This is a genomic window from Streptococcus sp. sy004 (assembly GCF_007859205.1).
GTDB lineage: Bacteria > Bacillota > Bacilli > Lactobacillales > Streptococcaceae > Streptococcus.
Genome location: NZ_VOHP01000004.1, coordinates 51,087 through 70,313, shown reverse-complemented (window position 1 = coordinate 70,313; position 19,227 = coordinate 51,087). Strand labels below are relative to the sequence as shown.

The window sequence follows — 19,227 nt, the reverse complement described above, 5'->3', positions numbered from 1 at the left end:
TTTGTATTTTTTAGGTTATAATAGACAATGAAAACTGTAAGGAGGGTAGCTATGTTGGAAAAAATGGACGCGACAGGTTTGGCAGAAAAAGTCAGATTAAAGGAAATATCACCCAGAGAATTGGTTGAGTATTCGATTGATAAAATAGAAAAATTGAATCCAAGCCTTAATGCTGTGACGAGTAAACGTTATGAGAAGGCTTTATTTGAAGCAGAAACTCGAGATTTCACGAATAAAGCATTTGCGGGTGTTCCTATTTTGTTGAAGGATTTGGGTCAGGAACAGGTGGAAGAGCCATCTAGTTCAGGGTCTAAATTATTTGTGAATTACCGTGCTAAACTATCGGATAACTACGTCAAAAGATTGGAAAATCTAGGTTTCGTGATTCTGGGTCGTACCAATACACCTGAATTTGGTTTTAAGAATATCAGTGACAGTCAATTTAATGGCCGAGTTAATTTGCCTATGGATTTGTCACGCAATTCAGGTGGTTCTAGTGGTGGTGCTGGGGCAGCAGTGGCTTCTGGTATAGTGTCTTTGGCAGGTGCTAGTGACGGTGGTGGGTCGATTAGGATTCCAGCGTCTTTTAATGGCTTGATTGGTTTGAAAACCAGTCGAGGTCGTATTCCTGTTGGCCCATCATCTTTTCGTGGTTGGCAAGGTTTGTCTGTTAATTTTGCTTTAACCAAGTCAGTGAGAGATACCAAGCGTTTATTGGCTGGCTTACAAGTTTGTCAATTAGATAGTCCCTTTCCTTTACCACTTCTTAGTCAAGACAGTCTGAACAGTTCATTCCCTAAAGGTTTAAAAATTGCCGTACAGAAAAACTCACCTGTTTATAGCTCAGTGTCAGATTCTGCCAAAAAGGCAGTTGATAAACTAGCCCATTTTTTAGCTACTCAAGGTCACGACGTAATAGAACTGGATAATCTTCCAGTTGATGGGCTTGAAGCCATTAGCAGTTATTATGTCATGAATAGTGTTGAAACGGCAGCTATGTTCGATGATATTGAAATGTTATTAGGGCGTTCAGTGACCAAGTCTGATATGGAATTGATGACGTGGGCGATTTATCAAACAGGTAAAGGGGTTAAAGCCAAAGATTATAGTAAGCTGATTCAGCTTTGGGATCGCTATACTTATTTGATGGAAGAGTTTCATCAAGAATATGATCTAATTATTTCCCCAGCAACGGCTGATGTGGCTCCTAAGCATAATCAGTTAGATTTATCAGAAAGTTTAATAGAATCTTTGAACCATATTACTGACTATAATCAAAAACAACAGGAAGAGTTGATTGTCGAGATGTTTGCTCCTAGTTTAGCCTTAACGCCATTTAACCAGCTGGCAAATATTACAGGACAACCGTCAATTAGTCTGCCAGTTTATCGAACAGCTTCAGGTTTGCCTTTGGGTGTGCAGGTTACTGCTGCTAAGGGAAGAGAAGACTTACTTTTGGCGTTAGCCCAGTTGTTAGAGGATCGAGAGCTTTTACGTTATAGTAATGAGATAAAATAGGGAGAAATAGATGACGAAATTTATTGATATCCCCTTGATGATAGACAGTTTCAGTTTTGTCATTAGTGGCTTACCTTATACTCTAGGAATTGCAGGTCTTGGTTTTATTTGTGGTTTAATCCTAGGTTGTTTCATTGCTTTGATGCGCTTGTCAGATAAAGCTTACTGGTCATGGCCAGCTCGTATATTTGTTTCAATCATGCGAGGAGTGCCCATGATTGTGGTTTTATTTGTTCTCTATTTTGGGTTACCCTATTACAATATTCAATTATCTGCTTTGACTTGTTCTTTGATTGGTTTTAGCGTGGTTTCTTCTGCTTATATATCTGAAATTTTTCGCTCTGCGATTAGTGCAGTTAATAAAGGTCAATGGGAGGCCGCAACAGCCCTAGGTTTACCAAAAGCCAAAGTGATTCGCTATATTATCCTTCCTCAAGCCATTCGTATTGCCATCCCTCCGTTGGGAAATGTGATGATTGATATGGTTAAGAGTTCTTCCTTGGTCGCCATGATTACGGTACCTGATATTTTTCAAAATGCCAAGATTATCGGTGGTTCCAAATGGGATTATATGTCTATGTATATCTTAGTCGCTATCATTTACTGGTCTTTGAGTTTCTTATTAGAATGTGGTCAAGGCATTTTAGAAAAACGATTAAAATTAGATCGTACTTAGTATCTCATCACCTAGAGTTTGAGAAAAAACTTTCAAGTCTGTTAAATTTATGATAGAATAGAGAATGTAAATAAAAATAGAAGAGGTATGTGAAATGTCACGTAAACCAATTATTGCTGGTAACTGGAAAATGAACAAGAATGTTCAAGAAGCTATGGCTTTTGTAGAAGAAGTGAAAGATAAATTGCCATCAGAAGAAGTGGTAGAATCTGTTATCGGAGCTTCAGCTGTTTTGCTTAACGGTGTTAAATTCCAAGCAATGGGTAGTCAATTGAAAGTTGCTGCTCAAAACTGTTATTTTGAAGATGCTGGTGCGTTCACTGGTGAAACAAGTCCAAAAGTTTTGGCTGATCTTGGTGCAGATTATGTAATCATCGGTCATTCAGAGCGTCGTGATTATTTCCATGAAACAGATGAAGACATCAATAAAAAAGCTCGGGCGATTTTCCGTAATGACTTGACACCAATCATCTGTTGTGGTGAGTCGCTTGAAACCTATGAAGCTGGTAAAGCGGTAGAATTTGTTGGTGCTCAAGTATCAGCAGCCCTTAAAGGTTTGACAGCAGAGCAAGTTGCAGCATCAGTGATTGCTTATGAGCCAATTTGGGCTATCGGTACGGGTAAATCAGCTACGAAGGATGATGCACAAACAATGTGTAAAGCAGTACGTGATGTGGTTGCAGCTGATTTTGGTCAAGAAGTGGCTGACAAGGTTCGTGTTCAATACGGTGGTTCAGTAAACCCTGCTAACATCGCTGAGTACATGGCTTGTCCAGATGTTGACGGTGCTCTTGTAGGTGGTGCATCACTTGAACCAGCTAGCTTCCTTGAATTATTGGCAGCAGTTAAGTAATTAAAAAAGAACTGGATAACCAGTTCTTTTTTTAGCGTTTCAAAACTTTTTTAATCATTTGGATAAACTTGTATTTCAAGGGACGAGGGTAGTAGTAAAAACTTCCAGGTTTACGTTCAATGTGACCGTTGAAATTTTGTTTGAAACGAAGGACACCGTCCTCACCTGAAAAATCTCCAGAAAAACCGAGTAAATTGTAGCGGGTGATACCACGCTTGATACTTTGGAGCATGACATATTCTTGTAAAAGGGCAGGTGCATAAAATTTATTGAATTCGGTATAAGAGCCACTAAAGAGGTAGATAGACTCTTGTGGCGTATAGACAAAAAGACTACCAGCTAGGAGAACATCTTGGTTGCCATATTTGTCAATAAAGTCAGCAGCTTCTTTTTTTCGGACAGTAAAGGTATCAAATTGACTTTTTAACTCACGCAATTGGTTTTGTTTTTTCTCAGAATTAGGATTTGTGAGCAAATCATTTTCTAATTTTTTAATTTTCTTTTGCAGTGTGTCTTGATCTTCTTGGAAATTGGCTAAATAATCTTGAAAGTTAAGACTAGCGACCATAAATTCACAATTGGAGCCAAAGCCATCATAAAAATATTCATAATAATCAAGACTTTTAGCGACATAACCACGTCGATCAGAAGTCGTATCAACAATTTCCTTAAAAAGTGGCAGTTCTTCACGGTTGAGGGCTCGTAGTTTAATGCCGAAGGTTTGTGCTTTTTTAACGAGTGGTCGTCCTTTTTTGCTGAAGGATTTGAGAAGCGTGTCAGGTGTTAGCCCATTTAAATTTTTAATATAGTGCCAATCACTGGTTTCAAATCCCTTAGTGAGTCCACCGTAGTGATAACCAGCTTTTTGATAAAGCTCCACCAAATCATCGTTTGCTGTTTCTAATGGCTGACCTTGGTCATCAAAATATTGATAGGTATCATAGGGTTTGATTTCTAATTCAATAATGCCTTCTTTTTTGGCAAATAGTTTTAGTTGATTGAGAAAAGGAAGAAGAAATTCTTTTTCCTTATAAATAGGCCCATAATGGATCTCCATACGCAAGCCACCAGCAACCGGTAAGCCAAATAAAATAGCAGCTACTTGAATCGTTTGTTTGTTATCAAATAAGCCAATAGCTTTTACTTGATAGCCTCGCTTTTCTAACAAAGACATCATTTGGCTATTTTGTTCAAAATTGGCTTCAGTTACCGTTTGATGAAACTGGTCAAATTGCTGAGGTGTGAGCAGTTCTAAATACATGACAATTACTTTCTATTGAGTAGTCGTTTGACAAGCTGAATGAGCTTGTATTTGTAAGGATTTGGATAGTATCGGAAGGTTCCCATTTTACGAACAATGTGGCCATTAAAATTTTGTTTGAAACGAAGGACACCGTCTGAATGGTCAAATTCCCCTGTAATCCCTAGGAAATTGTAGAAAGAGATGTTTCGTTTCAAACTTTCCAGCATCACATATTCTTGTAGGACTGCTGGGGCATAAAATTTGTTGAATTCTGTATAAGAACCGCTAAAAAGATAGACGGTTTCTTGAGGAGTGTAGATAAACAGACTGGCTGCCATGATAACATCTTGGTCACCATACTTATCAATGAAGTCTTGGGCTTCTTGTTGACGAATGGCTAGGGTATCCACTTGTTTGATGACTTGTTGTCGTTCTTTTTTCTTCTTAGCAGAATCAGGATTTTGACTTAGTTCTTGTTCGATGCGTTCTAACCTAGTTTGAATTTCTGTAGCTTCTAGATTGAGATTATCTTGATAATCTTGAAAATTGAGGCTGGCTACCATAAATTCACAGTTTTCCTTGAAACTATCATAGAAATCTTGATAATAGTCCAAAGATTTATCAGTATATTCACGTCGATCAGACGTCGAAGCAGTAATATCTTTGAAGATTTGCAGTTCTTCACGTTTAAGTGGACGAATTTTAATTCCAAAACTATTAGCTTTCTTAATTAGTGGTCGTCCTTTTTTACTAAAAGAAGCTGTTAGATTTTCTGTCGTAAGAGCTGTTAAATCTTTGACATAATGCCAGTCAGGTTCTCCTCCAGGATAACCTGTTTTTAAGCCATCATGAGTATAACCCAAATCAGTTAATTGTTGAATAAACTCAGTATGCTCTTGGCTAGTTGCTTGACCTTGGCTGTCAAAGGTTTGATAAGTTTGATAGGGTTTAACAACTAATTCTAAAGCCCCTTGTTGTTTAGCGTAATTTTTAAGTTCTTGATAAAATTCTGGTAAATCATCCGTTACGTTGCAGACAGGGCCGCCATTGATTTCTAAGTGTAGTCCACCAGTCATTGGAAGACTGTAAAGAAGAGCAGATACCACAATTTTCCCTTTTTTTTCTAAACCAATAAAACTGGTGTTGTAGCCTCGTTTCGTTAGCAAATCTGCCATTTCAGAGCTTTGAAGAAAGGATTTTTCCTTAACTTGACTAACATGGTCTAGAAATTGCTCTTTACTGAGAGTTTTTAGCGTCATTAGTTTTTCTTCCTTAATTTTTTACGTCCAGCGTAGGCCAACATGAAGAGTCGATAGAGAACAGGATTGATTGGTAAATTGAACTCGCCGATAAATTCTTCAATGGTTGGATTTAGTTTTGATTTAAAGTTATATAGGCCACCAGAGAGGTCATTTTCCACACCCCCCATATTCTGCCAAGTGATGCCCATGTCAAAGGCGTGTTGAGCCGTTTGATGCCAAGTCAGTAGGGGAGCATTGTAGCTACGGAAAATCTCATCCATTCCAGCATAAAGATTTTCAGATGTTGGTCCAAAATTCAATGACAAGGTTGCTGCAAGCGGAACCATTGAACGTCCTTTTTCAAGTTCTGTTTGAATAAAATCAAGTTCTTTTTGCAGACGATTGATTTCATTTTGAGTATTTTTGACCTTGTTTTTGTGAGTGTTTTCGGTAAATTCAGCAAAGGTTGCCTGAGCCTTAGCCAATTCTGAACTGAACTGTTCTTGTTTTTCAGTAAGATTGAGAAAAGCCATGGTGATATAGGCTTGTTCACCATAGGTTTCAAGGAGTTTAGTGTAATAATCCTTGTTACGCAAATGGATTTGTTTGCGAGTTTCCGTTTTTTTCATCAATTCAGTAAAATCTTCTACCAAATTGAGATGACCAAATTGAATTGTCACTCCCTTGTTTTGTGCCACACGAATGATTTGCTTTGTTTTTTTATGGAAATCCGCTAAATCATAATGGTCAGCATAGAGATTGGCTTGGAAACGAGGTTGAATGTTATCTGAGATGTCGGTGGTTAAACCAGTCCATTGAGCTCCCTTGGCTTGCAATAAGGCGATTTGCTTTTGAGCATCGGTTTTTTCTTGAGGATCTTGCCCAATTTGATTGGTTCGTAAATGAAGATTGGGATCAAATTTGATAAAAATAGCCCGTTGTTTGCGTCCAAATGCTTTTAGGGATTTGAAAACAAAACTAACCAATTCTTCATCATTATAATCCATAATTGGTCCTCTTGGAATATAGAGCATGGTAAAACCAAGAGGAAGTTTTCTAATTAGAATCGAGGCAGAAGCAACCAGTTCTTGATTGCGATAAAAGCCCACTCGTTGATTGCCCCAATTGTCCTTAATCTTAGCCCATTTTGAACTTTGAAGTAGATTGGCTTGGGGATGATTTTGGACGAAGGTATCGTGTTCGTCTTGGGAAATTCCAATTTTATAGCTGAACATATTATTTTAGTGCCCACTTTCTAATGGCGTAAGCAACGCCTGACTCATCGTTTGATTTGGTAATGTGTTTGGCAATTTTCTTGATTTCTGGATTGCCATTTTCCATAACAACAGGATGAGCAACGACTTCTAGCATGGCACGATCATTTTCCTCATCGCCAATCGCCATGGTTTCAGTCATATCAAAACCTAATTGTTCTGCTAAATGGATAATGGCGTTTCCCTTGCTGACTGTTTTAGCCACCACTTCAAGATAGAAAGGTTGCGATTTGACCAAGGTATATTGCTCATAAAAGTCACTTGGGATTTGTGAAATGGCTTGATCCAGTAGCTCTGGCTCATCAATAAACATGATTTTGACAATTTCCTTGTCCTTCATCTCTTCAGGTGTCCGATAAAAAACAGGCATATTGACCAACTGAGCTTCATGAATGGTATATTTGCCAATATCTTGATTGGCAGTATAGATACCATCTTTAGTAATGGCGTGCATGTGGACGCCTAACTGACGAGCTAGGTATTCTAAAGCCAAGTAATCTTGATAGCTCAAGGTTTCTTTGACCAAGTCTTGTCCACTAGCGACATCTTGCACCAAGGCACCATTAAATGTAATCACATAATCACCTGCCTCAGTTAAATGAAGTTCTTCTAAGAGGTTGGTGACACCAGCAATGGGTCTGCCAGTAGTAATGACAACCTTGATACCAGCAGCTTTTGCTTCTTGAACCGTCTGAAACACCTCAGGTGTGATTTGTCGTTGGCTAGTAAGTAGCGTGCCGTCAATGTCAACGGCGATAAGTTTGACTGACATAATATTTCCTTTAATATTGATAAAAATTCCAACTACTATCTTACTAAAATTATCATCATTTGTCATGCTTGGCAGCTAACTGTCTAGTTTAATGAAGCTAACAGTTGTAAAAATCTCTCTTTATGGCTAGCAAAGAGGTCTTCTGCAAAAAGCATTTCTTTTGGAAAGTAAAACCGACGATCACCATGAACCGTCCCCATTAAACTAGCCACCAAGGGTGATTCCTGTGATAACTCCAGTAGGCTGTTATCATCTTGTAAGATGTCAATCTGGGTTCTTGGTTTGTTACTTTCTGGGCGATAAATGTCATAGGGAAGGTCAAAACTACTATTGATGGCAGTATAATAAGCAGGATCAAAGCCAATAGCAGCGATTTCTTGTCGTAGTTGTTGGATGACTGGTTCGTCTTTTTCAGCAAAGGTTACCGATTTTAGAACTCTGCGATTGATAAAACGTTGCGACAAATCAGACAAGATAGGGTCGGTGGAGTCCATCCAGGCTTGAATATAGGTGTTGAGAATACTGTCATCTAATTTAAGGTAGTCTTTAAGCGTATAAGTTTTATCAAAAAATGGAATGAGTTTGGGTGATTCTTTACGGAAAAAATTTTGGTGTGTAGGGTAGAGCACCTGAGCTCGTTTCAGTAGATTTTTTAACAAAACCTCCATAGCACGACTGGCTGGGTGGAAATAGACCTGCATGTACATTTGGTAGCGACTAATAAGATAATCTTCAACGGCATGGTAGCCACCTTTGGTAAAAACAAGACCAGAATCGAGAGGTCGTAGGCTACTTAAAATCCTGGCTAAATCAAATTGACCGTATTGAACACCTGTCATATAGGAATCACGAAGAAGATAATCCATACGATCACAGTCAATCTGACTAGAGATGAGTTGAATGACTTGTTTATTTGGATAGGTATGATTGATCACACTAGCAACCTTATCAGGAAAATCGGGTGCTACCTTGGTTAAGATTTGGTTGATTGCTGTGGTCGGACTAGTGATGATTTCCTGAGTAAATTGTTCATGATCGGTAGCAAAAAGTCCCTCAAAAGTGTGTGAATAGGGGCCATGACCAAGATCATGAAGAAGAGCAGCGACCATTGTCAACAGGTTGTCGTCTGCCTGCCAATGCTCAGCATAATTTTCACTAAAGGTGCGTGTCACTTGTCTTGCTAAATGATAGACACCAAGGCAATGAGAAAAGCGGCTATGTTCCCCACCGTGAAAGGTAAACCCAGTGGTGCCAAGTTGTTTAATTCGTCTTAAACGCTGAAATTCTGGTGTGTTAATTAGATCATAGACAACAGGATGATCGACCACAATTTGATTGTGGATGGGGTCTCTAAATATTTTTTCTTTCATATTTTTATTATACCAAAAAATGCCTTTATTCTAGGCTTGAAAGATGGTTAAAATCTTGATAAAATGAACTAAAAGAAGGGGACGATGATGAAGATTGAGATAAAAAATAAGATTGATTTGGATGGTCAAATCGAAATGATTCATGAGGAGCATGACGTGACCGTGACTGAAAAAAATGATTGGCTATATCTGATTTACCAAAATGAAGACGCAGAAAAAGTGGTGATTAAATGCCAGAATCAAGAAATGGTTATGACACGCTTTGGTCAACCAAATACCATTATGCGATTTGTAAATGGTGCCTATGCTTTAGCAAGTGTTCCTACGCCAATGGGGTTACAACAACTGGTGACCCTAACCAAGTCTTTTGACCGATCTGAGAACAGTTTGCGTGTGACCTATGATTTATTACCAAATGAAGAAGCACACCAGGTCTTTGCCTCTTACACGTTACAGATTAGCTGGAGCTAGTTCTTAGTTTATTTAAGGAAATGAGCGTAAAATTCTTGTGAAATCTCTTTTTTTCGTGTAAAATAAAAAGGAGATCAAGGGAGTAGCGACGGTATTACCGTGACAAGGTCGTCAAGCCGAAAGAAATTTCCGGCCTTGTCTTAAACAGCAAGACTTGTTTAGAAAACAAACAGGTCTTTTTCTTATGAAAAAGATCGCTAGAGAGGAGTTTTATTTTGTCTAAAGAGCAAAATAAAGAATTGTTTTATACGAAACATCAAGACGATGTTTTAAAATCCTTGGGGGTAACCAAGGACGGTTTGACCAATGCTGAAGCACAAAAACGCTTAGAAGAATATGGTCGTAATGAGTTGGCAGAAGGAGAAAAACGTTCCTTCTTGGCTAAATTCCTTGATCAATTCAAGGATTTGATGATCATCATTTTGATTGCAGCGGCGGTTCTTTCTTTAATTGCCTCACATGGTGAGGAATGGGCTGACTCAGTTATCATCATGGCTGTGGTTATTTTGAATGCTGCTTTTGGTGTTTACCAAGAAGGTAAGGCGGAAGAAGCGATCAATGCCCTTAAATCAATGTCGAGTCCTCTTGCCCGTGTCCGTCGTGATGGTCATGTTGTTGAAGTGGATTCTAAAAAATTGGTGCCAGGAGATGTGGTAATGTTAGAGGCAGGGGATGTTGTTCCTGCTGACATGCGTTTGTTGGAATCAAATTCATTGAAGATTGAAGAAGCGGCATTGACTGGTGAATCTGTTCCGGTTGATAAATTCCATGAAGCTATTATTGCAGACGATGCTGGTGTTGGCGACCGTGTTAACATGGCCTACCAAAACTCTAACGTCACCTATGGTCGTGGGATTGGTGTAGTTACCAATACAGGTATGTTTACTGAGGTTGGTCATATTGCGACTATGTTGCAAAATGCCGATGAAACCGATACACCATTGAAACAAAATCTTCATCAGCTTTCTAAAATCTTGACCTATTTGGTGCTTGGTATTGCTGTTGTGACGTTTGCAGTTGGGGTCTTTGTCCAAGGAACAGCTCCCCTTAAAAGTTTATTGACTGCGGTTGCCCTTGCTGTAGCAGCTATTCCAGAAGGTCTGCCAGCTATCGTCACTGTGGTCTTGTCACTTGGTACACAAGTTTTAGCGAAACGCAATGCGATTATTCGTAAATTGCCGGCAGTTGAAACCCTTGGGGCAACAGAAATTATTGCTTCTGATAAAACGGGTACCTTAACCATGAATCAGATGACAGTTGAAAAAATCTATACTAATGGTGAATTATTGCCATCAAGTGCTAACTTAGCTCTTGATAACAACACCTTGCGTGTGATGAACTTTGCTAATGATACCAAGGTTGATCCAAATGGCAAGTTAATCGGTGACCCTACAGAAACTGCCTTGGTTCAATTTGGTCTAGATCATAATTTTGATGTGCGTGACATTTTAAAAGATGAACCACGTGTTGCTGAATTACCATTTGACTCAACCCGTAAATTGATGTCAACCATCCATAAGCAGTCAGACAATAAATTCTTTGTTGCAGTTAAGGGTGCTCCTGACCAGTTGTTGAAACGTGTTCGTCACATCGAATCAAACGGTCAAGTTCGTGAGATTACAGCAGAAGATAAAGAAGCTATCCTAGCTATCAATAAATCAATGGCCAAACAAGCCCTTCGTGTCTTGATGATGGCTTACAAGTATGTGGATAGTGTACCAACACTTGAAACAAGTATCGTTGAAAATGACCTGGTCTTTGCTGGCTTGGTTGGTATGATTGACCCTGAGCGTCCAGAAGCTGCAGAAGCTGTTCGTGTCGCTAAAGAAGCAGGCATTCGCCCAATTATGATTACAGGTGACCATCAAGATACGGCAGAAGCGATTGCTAAACGTTTGGGGATCATTGATCCAAATGATAAGGAAGATCATGTCTTTACTGGTGCCGAATTGAACGATTTGACAGATGAGGAATTCCAAAAAGTCTTCAAACAGTATTCTGTTTATGCGCGTGTGTCACCGGAACATAAGGTACGTATTGTTAAGGCATGGCAAAATGATGGTAAGATTGTTGCCATGACAGGTGACGGTGTTAATGATGCGCCGTCTCTGAAAACCGCGGATATTGGTATCGGTATGGGGATTACAGGAACAGAAGTATCAAAAGGTGCTTCAGATATGGTTCTTGCTGATGATAACTTTGCAACGATTATCGTGGCAGTTGAAGAAGGACGTAAAGTCTTCTCTAACATTCAAAAAACCATTCAATACCTCTTGTCAGCTAACATGGCAGAAGTATTCACCATCTTCTTTGCAACACTATTTGGTTGGGATGTCTTGGCACCAGTTCATTTGTTGTGGATTAACTTGGTAACAGATACCCTACCAGCTATTGCCCTTGGGGTTGAGCCGGCAGAACCTGGTGTCATGAGTCATAAACCTCGTGGACGTAAGTCAAGCTTCTTCTCAGGTGGTGTCATGATGTCAATCTTGTATCAAGGTATCTTGCAAACCATTCTTGTGCTTGGTGTGTACGCTTTTGCCTTGAAATTCCCTGAACATAGCAGTTATCAAGAAATCCATGCCGATGCCTTGACAATGGCTTACGCAACTCTTGGTTCTATCCAGCTCTTCCACGCTTACAATGTTAAGTCTGTTTACCAATCAATCTTAACTGTTGGTCCATTCAAGAACCGTCTCTTCAACTGGTCAATTGTTATCGCAGGACTTCTTTTGGCAGCTACTCTTGTGATTCCAGGCTTTAAGAACTACTTCCATGTGACGACTTTAAGTTTGACACAATGGTTAGTTGTCTTAGTTGCTGGTTCTATGATGATTGTGATTGTTGAATTGGTTAAGTTTTATCAACGTAAAGTTGGTTTGGATAAAAATGCGATTTAGGCATTAAAAAAGAAACTCTCGGACACATTTGCCGAGGGTTTTTCTTATTAAAAATAGCTATCACGTCTTGAAACTTCTACTTTTTTCCTTTAAGATAGATAGTATGAACATCAAGGAAGAAATTCAACGTTTAGCTAAGGAAATTGGCATTTCAAAAATTGGTTTTACGACGGCAGATGATTTTTCTTATTTAGAAAAATCACTCCGTATGGCCTATGAAAATGGTACGAATTCTGGTTTTGAACATAAGAATATTGAAGAACGGTTGGATCCTAAATTATCTTTGGAAAGTGCCAAAACGATTATTTCGATTGCAGTAGCTTATCCTAATAAACTTCCTATTGCCCCACAAAAATCGGATTATAAGCGTGGTAAGTTCACGCCCAATAGTTGGGGGTTGGACTATCATCATGTATTACAGGATAAGTTAAAACGTTTGGCTGCTGGTATTGAGGAGTTGTGTGCAGACTTCCCCTTAGAACATAAGGCGATGGTGGATACAGGAGCTTTGGTAGATACGGCAGTGGCTAGACGGGCGGGAATTGGCTTTATTGGTAAAAATGGACTGGTCATTTCCAAAGAATATGGTTCTTACATGTATTTGGGCGAATTGATTACCAATTTGGAAATTGAACCCGATCAGCCTGTTGATTATGATTGTGGGGATTGTAGGCGTTGTTTGGATGCCTGTCCGACCTCTTGTTTGAATGGTGATGGCACGATGAATGCCAAGCGTTGTTTAAGTTTTCAAACGCAGGACAAGGGCATGATGGACTTGGAATTTCGTAAGAAAATCAAGACGGTTATTTACGGTTGTGACATTTGTCAGATTTGCTGCCCTTATAATAAAGGTATTAACAATCCCTTGGCCAGTGATATAGATCCTGACATTGCCCACCCTGAATTGATTCCCTTTTTGGAGTTGAGTAACAAGACTTTCAAGGAAAAATTTGGTATGATTGCAGGTGCTTGGCGGGGGAAAAATATTTTGCAACGTAATGCCATTATTGCCCTTGCCAATGCTCATGACCGCTCTGCTATTATTAAATTGCTAGAAATTATTGAGAAAAAGCAAAATCCCATTCATGCAGCGACAGCTATTTGGGCTTTGGGAGAGATTGTCAAAAAACCAAGTCCAGATTTGATTGAGGTAATTTTAGAAGTATCCTCGGACAATCAAGACATCATGACGGAACGTGCGCTCTTGCTCAAAAAATGGCAGGTTTAGGCCAAATATGGTACAATAAATAGACTTTAATTTAGCGAGGTAAGAAAGATGGATATGGCAGAAATTCGCCAAAAAATACAAGCCTACGAAGAAAAGCTAGCTAGCTTTGGGAGGTCTCTTTGACTTAGAGGCTTTGGAAGAAGACATTGCTCAGCTAGAAAATCAAATGTCAGCACCAGATTTTTGGAATGACAATTTAGCTGCTCAAAAGGTGTCACAAGAACTAAATGGTCTAAAACAGACCTATCAGACTTATCATGACATGGCTAGTTTACTGGATGATGTGATGGTGTTACAGGAGTTGGTGGCAGAAGACGAGAGTCTGCTAGAAGAGTTGAGTGATCAGTTGATGCAATTAGAACAGATAATGACCAGCTATGAAATGACCCTTTTGTTATCAGAACCTTACGATAGTAACAATGCTATTTTGGAGATTCATCCAGGTTCTGGAGGAACTGAGGCTCAAGACTGGGGTGATATGTTGTTAAGGATGTACACTCGTTTTGGTAATGCCAAAGGTTTCAAGGTCGATGTTTTAGATTATCAAGCTGGTGATGAAGCAGGGATCAAGAGTGTTACCCTATCGTTTGAAGGGCCAAATGCTTATGGTTTACTCAAGTCTGAAATGGGTGTGCATCGCTTGGTAAGAATTTCGCCTTTTGATTCAGCCAAGCGTCGTCATACCTCATTTGCCTCGGTTGAGGTCATGCCAGAATTGGATGATACGATTGAGGTGGAAATCCGTGATGATGAGGTAAAAATGGATACCTTTCGCTCAGGTGGTGCTGGAGGTCAGAATGTCAACAAGGTATCAACAGGTGTGCGTTTAACCCATATTCCAACAGGAATTGTTGTAGCTTCAACTGTTGACCGTACCCAGTATGGTAATCGTGACCGTGCCATGAAAATGTTGCAGGCCAAACTCTATCAACTTGAACAAGAGAAAAAAGCTCAAGAAGTGAACGCTCTTAAAGGTGATAAAAAAGAAATTACTTGGGGAAGTCAAATTCGTTCCTATGTCTTTACGCCTTATACCATGGTTAAGGATCATCGCACTAGTTTTGAAGTGGCTCAAGTAGATAAGGTCATGGACGGTGATTTGGATGGTTTTATTGATAGCTATTTGAAATGGCGAATGGAATAGAAAGGAAAATAAATGGCAATTATTGAAATGAAAGGCGTGACGAAAAAATACAGTCGTGCCAATACCGTTTTGCGAGGTTTGGATTTGACCATTGGTTTGGGTGAATTTGTTTATCTCGTTGGCCCATCAGGAGCAGGAAAATCAACACTCTTAAAACTGCTTTATCGGGAAGAAAAAGTGACTAAGGGGCGTTTGCGTGTGGCTCGTTTTGATTTGACCAAGATGAAGAAAAAAGAAATCCCTGTATTACGTCGCAGTCTAGGTGTTGTGTTTCAAGATTATAAGTTACTATCTCAAAAAACAGTTTATGAAAATGTTGCGTTTGCCATGGAAGTTATTGGTAAGAGTCGCAAGGAAATTAAAAAGCGAGTCCCTGAGGTGCTTGAAATGGTCGGTTTGAAACATAAACAACGCTCTTTTCCAAGGCAGTTATCGGGTGGTGAGCAACAACGTGTGGCGATTGCACGCGCCATTGTCAATAACCCTAAAGTTCTGATTGCCGATGAGCCAACAGGTAACTTGGATCCAGAAATCGCTTGGGAAATCATGAAGTTGCTAGAAAAAATCAATCTTCATGGCACAACCGTGATTATGGCAACTCACAATAGTCAGATTGTTAATACCATGCGTCATCGGGTTATTGCCCTTGAAGAAGGCCGCATTGTCCGTGATCAAGAGGAAGGAGATTACGGTTATCATGATTAAAAGTTTATTTGAATCCTTGAAAAGTTTGAAGCGTAATGGCTGGTCAACCTTTTTTGCTACCACTTCAGTGGCAGTAACCTTAACCCTAGTTGGACTTTTCTTAGCAGTCTTACTCAATGTGGAACGCTTGGCAACAGGTGTGCAAAATAACCTAACCATCAATGCCTATCTAGCAGTTGATTCCACAGAAACCCAAGAAAATATTACTGACGGTGAGGGCAAGACCCAACCCAATCCTAACTATCATCAAGTTTACAATCAAATCACTGCACTTACTGGGGTTAAATCAGTTACCTTTTCTAGTAAGGATGAGCAGTTGGAACAACTCAAGGCGACCTTAGGTGATGAATGGGATACCGTTGAAGGTAATGTCTTATCTGATGTTTATGTGGTAGAAGTTGATTCAGCAGACCAGCTCAAGTCTATTGCTGAACAGATTCAAGGCATTTCAGGTATTGATGAAGTTAACTATGGCGGTCTTGATACGGAAAAATTACTAGGTATTTCTAAGATGGTTCGCTTATGGGGCTTGGTTGGCGCAGGTATTTTAGTGCTGGTAGCGATTATTTTAATTTCTAATGTGATTAAAATAACTATCATGTCACGTCGTCGTGATATTGAAATTATGCGTTTAGTTGGAGCAAAAAATTCTTACATTCGTGGTCCCTTTTTCTTTGAAGGAGCATGGATTGGCTTAATCGGGAGTGTTTTGCCAGCTTTATTGACTTTCTTTTTATACCAAGTTGTTTATAATTATTTGCAAGGTGGTTTGGCAGCTTCAGGTCTTAGCCTTTATCCGCCAACTATGTTTAGCCTTAGCTTGATTCTTGGCTTGACCTTGCTTGGTATCGTGATTGGTTCATTTGGTTCTTTACTAGCTATGGGACGCTATTTGAAAAAATAATAAAAAAGCCTTAGGGCTTTTTTTATTATTGATGATGTGTTGATTTTAAGCCTTGAAATTGGCACCGTATGCCGTTTGTTCAGTTAAGTCATAGCCAGATTTTTGCCCTAATTGCCAATAAAGTTTTGAACGGAAAGAAAAGAGAAAGACAAAAATAAACCAAGCGACTGCAAGAACGTAGTCAAACCAAGTCAATACGTTTGCTTGAAAGACAGTTGTAAAATAATAGATACCGATGATTCCCATGCCAACACTTGTCACTAGTCCAGCATTATAAATGGTTTTCAATTTTATCGGAAAGATAAGAAAGTGCATAATAACTTCGGCAAATAAAAATAGCATGGCAGACAGAGTAAGAAAACTAAAGTTTGGGAAAAGCAAAGGCAGGATGTAAACTAAAAATAGAAAGCTCCAATTTCCAAACATGGAATTAAGATTATTACAATTCCACTTAGTATAATCCATCTCATCACTATTCATCATGACTTTCATCCCCATTAAAGGAAAGCCACCTGGGAAACCAAATTCCTCAAAGAAATGTAGAAAGAGAAAAATAATAGCTGTTACTAAACAAACTTGACTAGCATTAAGTGGGAAAATGAAGGCTAACGCACTGATACCAGAAAGATAGACGGAAAGATAATGCCAATTATTTACGATTTTTTTCATAAAAGTTCTCCTAAATGATTGATAGTTGTATTATAAATGTTTTTTAACTATAATAAAACAGACAATGCTAAGCAAAATGTCTAATTAAAGGAGATAATGATGGCAAGGCCTAAAAAATCAGAAAAAGATGACCTGGCAACCACAAAAATTGAAAAAGCTTTTTTGGATTTACTTGAAATAATGCCTTATTCAGACATAACGGTTCTTCGTATCTCGCAAGAGTCGGGTGTTAATCGTAATTCTTTTTACTATCATTATGCCGATAGTTATGATTTGGCACAAAAGATTTTTCTAAAATTAACTAACAATGACGTGGCTAAACAGTTTCCTATGTTATTATTGGATTCTCTCAAAAAAGAAGAAAATTTTGCAAATCTGGATGAAGCACTTTTAACGTCTTCTAAACACATTATGCTCTATGCTAGAAATGACTCGTTATATTTAAATCAATTGGTCAAGGACTTATTAAAAGATGCTTGGTTTAAGGCTTTTGGGATTTGTGAGGAGCGTTTATCAATAGAAGAAAGGCTACAAGTGAATTTTATATTTACAGGTCTGGTGGCTGTCTTGGGAAGTCAAGAGATGAAAGACAATCCATTTAAGTTATTAACATTGTCTCATTCTAAGATTGGAAAAGCCATCATAATGACCTTAGTAGATTTGGCTAAGTCGCAAGAAAAATAAAAAACCACTTCGAAACATTAGTTAGAAGTGGTTTTTTATTTTATTTACGGAAATATGTTTTAGTTTCTTTAATAATAACTGGTGATAGGGCCAAGAGAGCGATTAGGTTTGGTAGGGCCATCAGACCATTGAAAATGTCTGCCAAAATCCAGACTAGCTCTAATTGTAAAAAGCCACCTAAAGCAACCATTAGAACAAAAAAGATTCGGTAGGCTGGGATGCCTTTAGTACCAAAGAGAAACTCAAAACAACGTTCGCCGTAGTAAGACCAACCTAAAATGGTTGTAAAAGCAAATAAAATCAAACAGAAAGTCAAGGCATAACTTCCCCAGACACCAAAAACAGAAGCAAAAGCTGCTTGAGTAAGGGCAGCACCACTCAGGTCAGTTGACCATTGACCGGTCACTAAAATGGCAAGTCCTGTCATGGTACAAATGATAAGGGTATCAATAAAGGTACCAGTCATTGAAATCAGCCCTTGTTCAACTGGTTGATTGGTTTTAGCGGCAGCTGCAGCAATCGGAGCAGATCCCAAACCAGATTCGTTTGAGAAAACACCACGTGCAATCCCTTTTTGAATGGCATCTTTTATGGTTGCTCCAGCAAAACCACCAATAGCAGCTGTTGAAGTGAAGGCAGATTGAAAGACGAGAGTCAAGGTTGGTAGGAGTTTGTCAATATTGATTAAAATAACACAAAGACTAGCTAAAATGTAGATAATCGCCATAAATGGTACAATTTTTTCAGAAATTTTTGAAATGGATTGAATCCCACCAAAGATAATGATAGCAGTGATAATAGCAATCACGATACTGGTCACTTGTGGTGCAAAATTAAAGCTATTTTCCAACGAAGCCGTAATCGAGTTAATTTGTGCAAAGGTTCCCGTTCCAAAAAGGGCAACGAGGATGCCAGCTAGAGAGAAAAATTGGGCAAGTGGTTTCCATTTTTGCCCCATACCATGAAGAATGTAGTACATTGGCCCACCAGAAATTTCGCCATTTTGGTCGGTTGTGCGATATTTGATGGCAAGTAGTCCTTCGGCGTACTTGGTTGCCATGCCAAAGAAGGCAGCCACCCACATCCAAAATAAAGCCCCAGGTCCACCAGCAGTGATGGCAGTTGCCACTCCAACAATATTACCAGTACCAACAGTTGCAGCAAGAGCAGTTGCCAGAGCTGCAAAACTCGAAATATCTCCCTCTCCCTCATCTTCAGTGAAGATTAACTTGAAAGCATGAGGCAAATGAATAATTTGTAGTAAGCCTAGGCGGATAGTCAGGTAGATACCAGTTCCGACTAGCAGAGTAAGGAGTGGCACTCCCCACACCAAATCATCAATAGTTGTAAAAAACGCAAGCATGTATAAGCTCCTTTTCTAAAGTGATTGACAAAAAAGACTGTCCGTTAAGACAGCCTTCTGGAAACAACAAAAAGAAAGACAAAAAGACTCACACAGTCATTTTTGTTTTTTCTTCTGTCCTTTTACCTGAGAGATTGAGCATCAATGCCTTGCCCCTTCGGTGCCGTAAAATAATCGGTCTCTCCAGAAGTCCGTCAGTAAATCAGTCTTTA

At 39.1% G+C, this 19,227-nt stretch carries 17 protein-coding genes and 1 riboswitch; of the genes, 10 read left to right on the top strand and 7 right to left on the bottom strand.

Annotation, left to right across the window (positions count from 1 at the left end; all coding sequences use genetic code 11):
- Positions 1 to 51: 51 nt before the first annotated feature.
- The 3 genes from FRX54_RS04735 to tpiA all read left to right on the top strand — a co-directional run bounded on the left by FRX54_RS04735 (position 52) and on the right by tpiA (position 3,047).
- Positions 52 to 1,518, top strand: a complete 1,467-nt coding sequence (locus FRX54_RS04735) for an amidase (RefSeq protein ID WP_398586834.1) — start codon at positions 52 to 54, stop codon at positions 1,516 to 1,518.
- A 10-nt stretch (positions 1,519 to 1,528) separates the two neighbouring features.
- On the top strand, positions 1,529 to 2,194 hold the full coding sequence (locus FRX54_RS04730; RefSeq protein WP_146461571.1) for an amino acid ABC transporter permease: 666 nt from the start codon (positions 1,529 to 1,531) through the stop codon (positions 2,192 to 2,194).
- A 94-nt stretch (positions 2,195 to 2,288) separates the two neighbouring features.
- On the top strand, positions 2,289 to 3,047 hold the full coding sequence (gene tpiA, locus FRX54_RS04725) for a triose-phosphate isomerase (protein WP_146461569.1): 759 nt from the start codon (positions 2,289 to 2,291) through the stop codon (positions 3,045 to 3,047).
- A gap of 31 nt (positions 3,048 to 3,078) precedes the next feature.
- Here the strand turns inward: tpiA and FRX54_RS04720 are convergent, their stop codons facing one another.
- The 5 genes from FRX54_RS04720 to FRX54_RS04700 form a co-directional block, all read right to left on the bottom strand.
- Positions 3,079 to 4,308, bottom strand: a complete 1,230-nt coding sequence (locus FRX54_RS04720) for an aminoacyltransferase (protein WP_146461567.1) — start codon at positions 4,306 to 4,308, stop codon at positions 3,079 to 3,081.
- A 5-nt stretch (positions 4,309 to 4,313) separates the two neighbouring features.
- Positions 4,314 to 5,549, bottom strand: coding sequence for an aminoacyltransferase (locus tag FRX54_RS04715; protein ID WP_146461565.1), 1,236 nt, complete (start codon positions 5,547 to 5,549; stop codon positions 4,314 to 4,316).
- On the bottom strand, positions 5,549 to 6,766 hold the full coding sequence (locus FRX54_RS04710) for an aminoacyltransferase (protein ID WP_146461563.1): 1,218 nt from the start codon (positions 6,764 to 6,766) through the stop codon (positions 5,549 to 5,551). The genes FRX54_RS04715 and FRX54_RS04710 overlap by 1 nt, the downstream gene beginning before the upstream one ends.
- A 1-nt stretch (position 6,767) precedes the next feature.
- On the bottom strand, positions 6,768 to 7,577 hold the full coding sequence (gene yidA / locus FRX54_RS04705) for a sugar-phosphatase (RefSeq protein ID WP_146461682.1): 810 nt from the start codon (positions 7,575 to 7,577) through the stop codon (positions 6,768 to 6,770).
- A gap of 83 nt (positions 7,578 to 7,660) precedes the next feature.
- A complete protein-coding gene (locus FRX54_RS04700; RefSeq protein WP_146461561.1) occupies positions 7,661 to 8,947 on the bottom strand; it encodes an HD domain-containing protein in 1,287 nt (428 codons plus the stop codon).
- 84 nt (positions 8,948 to 9,031) lie between these two features.
- Here FRX54_RS04700 and FRX54_RS04695 point away from each other — a divergent pair, with 84 nt between their 5' ends.
- The 6 genes from FRX54_RS04695 to ftsX all read left to right on the top strand — a co-directional run bounded on the left by FRX54_RS04695 (position 9,032) and on the right by ftsX (position 16,299).
- Positions 9,032 to 9,418 (top strand): DUF1934 domain-containing protein, encoded by a 387-nt coding sequence (locus FRX54_RS04695; protein ID WP_261379636.1) that lies wholly within the window; start codon positions 9,032 to 9,034, stop codon positions 9,416 to 9,418.
- Between the two features lie 215 nt (positions 9,419 to 9,633).
- Positions 9,634 to 12,318 carry a cation-translocating P-type ATPase gene (locus FRX54_RS04690; protein WP_146461559.1) on the top strand — a complete coding sequence of 895 codons (2,685 nt, stop codon included), beginning with the start codon at positions 9,634 to 9,636 and terminating at the stop codon, positions 12,316 to 12,318.
- 103 nt (positions 12,319 to 12,421) lie between these two features.
- Entirely contained in the window at positions 12,422 to 13,546 is a 1,125-nt protein-coding gene (queG, locus tag FRX54_RS04685) for a tRNA epoxyqueuosine(34) reductase QueG (protein ID WP_146461557.1), read from the top strand.
- 48 nt (positions 13,547 to 13,594) lie between these two features.
- Positions 13,595 to 14,690 (top strand): peptide chain release factor 2 gene (gene prfB, locus FRX54_RS04680; RefSeq protein WP_146461555.1). Its coding sequence is split into 2 segments (ribosomal slippage): positions 13,595 to 13,666 and positions 13,668 to 14,690, totalling 1,095 coding nucleotides; the frame shifts between segments, so codons are not numbered across the junction.
- 12 nt (positions 14,691 to 14,702) lie between these two features.
- Complete coding sequence (gene ftsE, locus FRX54_RS04675) at positions 14,703 to 15,395, top strand: cell division ATP-binding protein FtsE (protein ID WP_146461553.1); 693 nt, start codon at positions 14,703 to 14,705, stop codon at positions 15,393 to 15,395.
- Positions 15,388 to 16,299, top strand: a complete 912-nt coding sequence (ftsX, locus tag FRX54_RS04670) for a permease-like cell division protein FtsX (RefSeq protein WP_146461551.1) — start codon at positions 15,388 to 15,390, stop codon at positions 16,297 to 16,299. The genes ftsE and ftsX overlap by 8 nt, the downstream gene beginning before the upstream one ends.
- Before the next feature lie 45 nt (positions 16,300 to 16,344).
- Here ftsX and FRX54_RS04665 read toward each other — a convergent pair whose 3' ends face one another.
- Positions 16,345 to 16,968, bottom strand: a complete 624-nt coding sequence (locus tag FRX54_RS04665) for an HXXEE domain-containing protein (RefSeq protein WP_146461548.1) — start codon at positions 16,966 to 16,968, stop codon at positions 16,345 to 16,347.
- A 99-nt stretch (positions 16,969 to 17,067) separates the two neighbouring features.
- Here FRX54_RS04665 and FRX54_RS04660 point away from each other — a divergent pair, with 99 nt between their 5' ends.
- On the top strand, positions 17,068 to 17,652 hold the full coding sequence (locus FRX54_RS04660; protein WP_146461546.1) for a TetR/AcrR family transcriptional regulator: 585 nt from the start codon (positions 17,068 to 17,070) through the stop codon (positions 17,650 to 17,652).
- Between the two features lie 40 nt (positions 17,653 to 17,692).
- On the opposite strand, the gene FRX54_RS04655 is transcribed toward FRX54_RS04660, so the two are convergent.
- The gene (locus FRX54_RS04655; RefSeq protein WP_146461543.1) at positions 17,693 to 19,015 is read right to left on the bottom strand and encodes a sodium:alanine symporter family protein; all 1,323 of its coding nucleotides are present in this window, start codon (positions 19,013 to 19,015) and stop codon (positions 17,693 to 17,695) included.
- Between the two features lie 104 nt (positions 19,016 to 19,119).
- A riboswitch (glycine riboswitch) is annotated at positions 19,120 to 19,212 on the bottom strand.
- Positions 19,213 to 19,227: the final 15 nt, after the last annotated feature.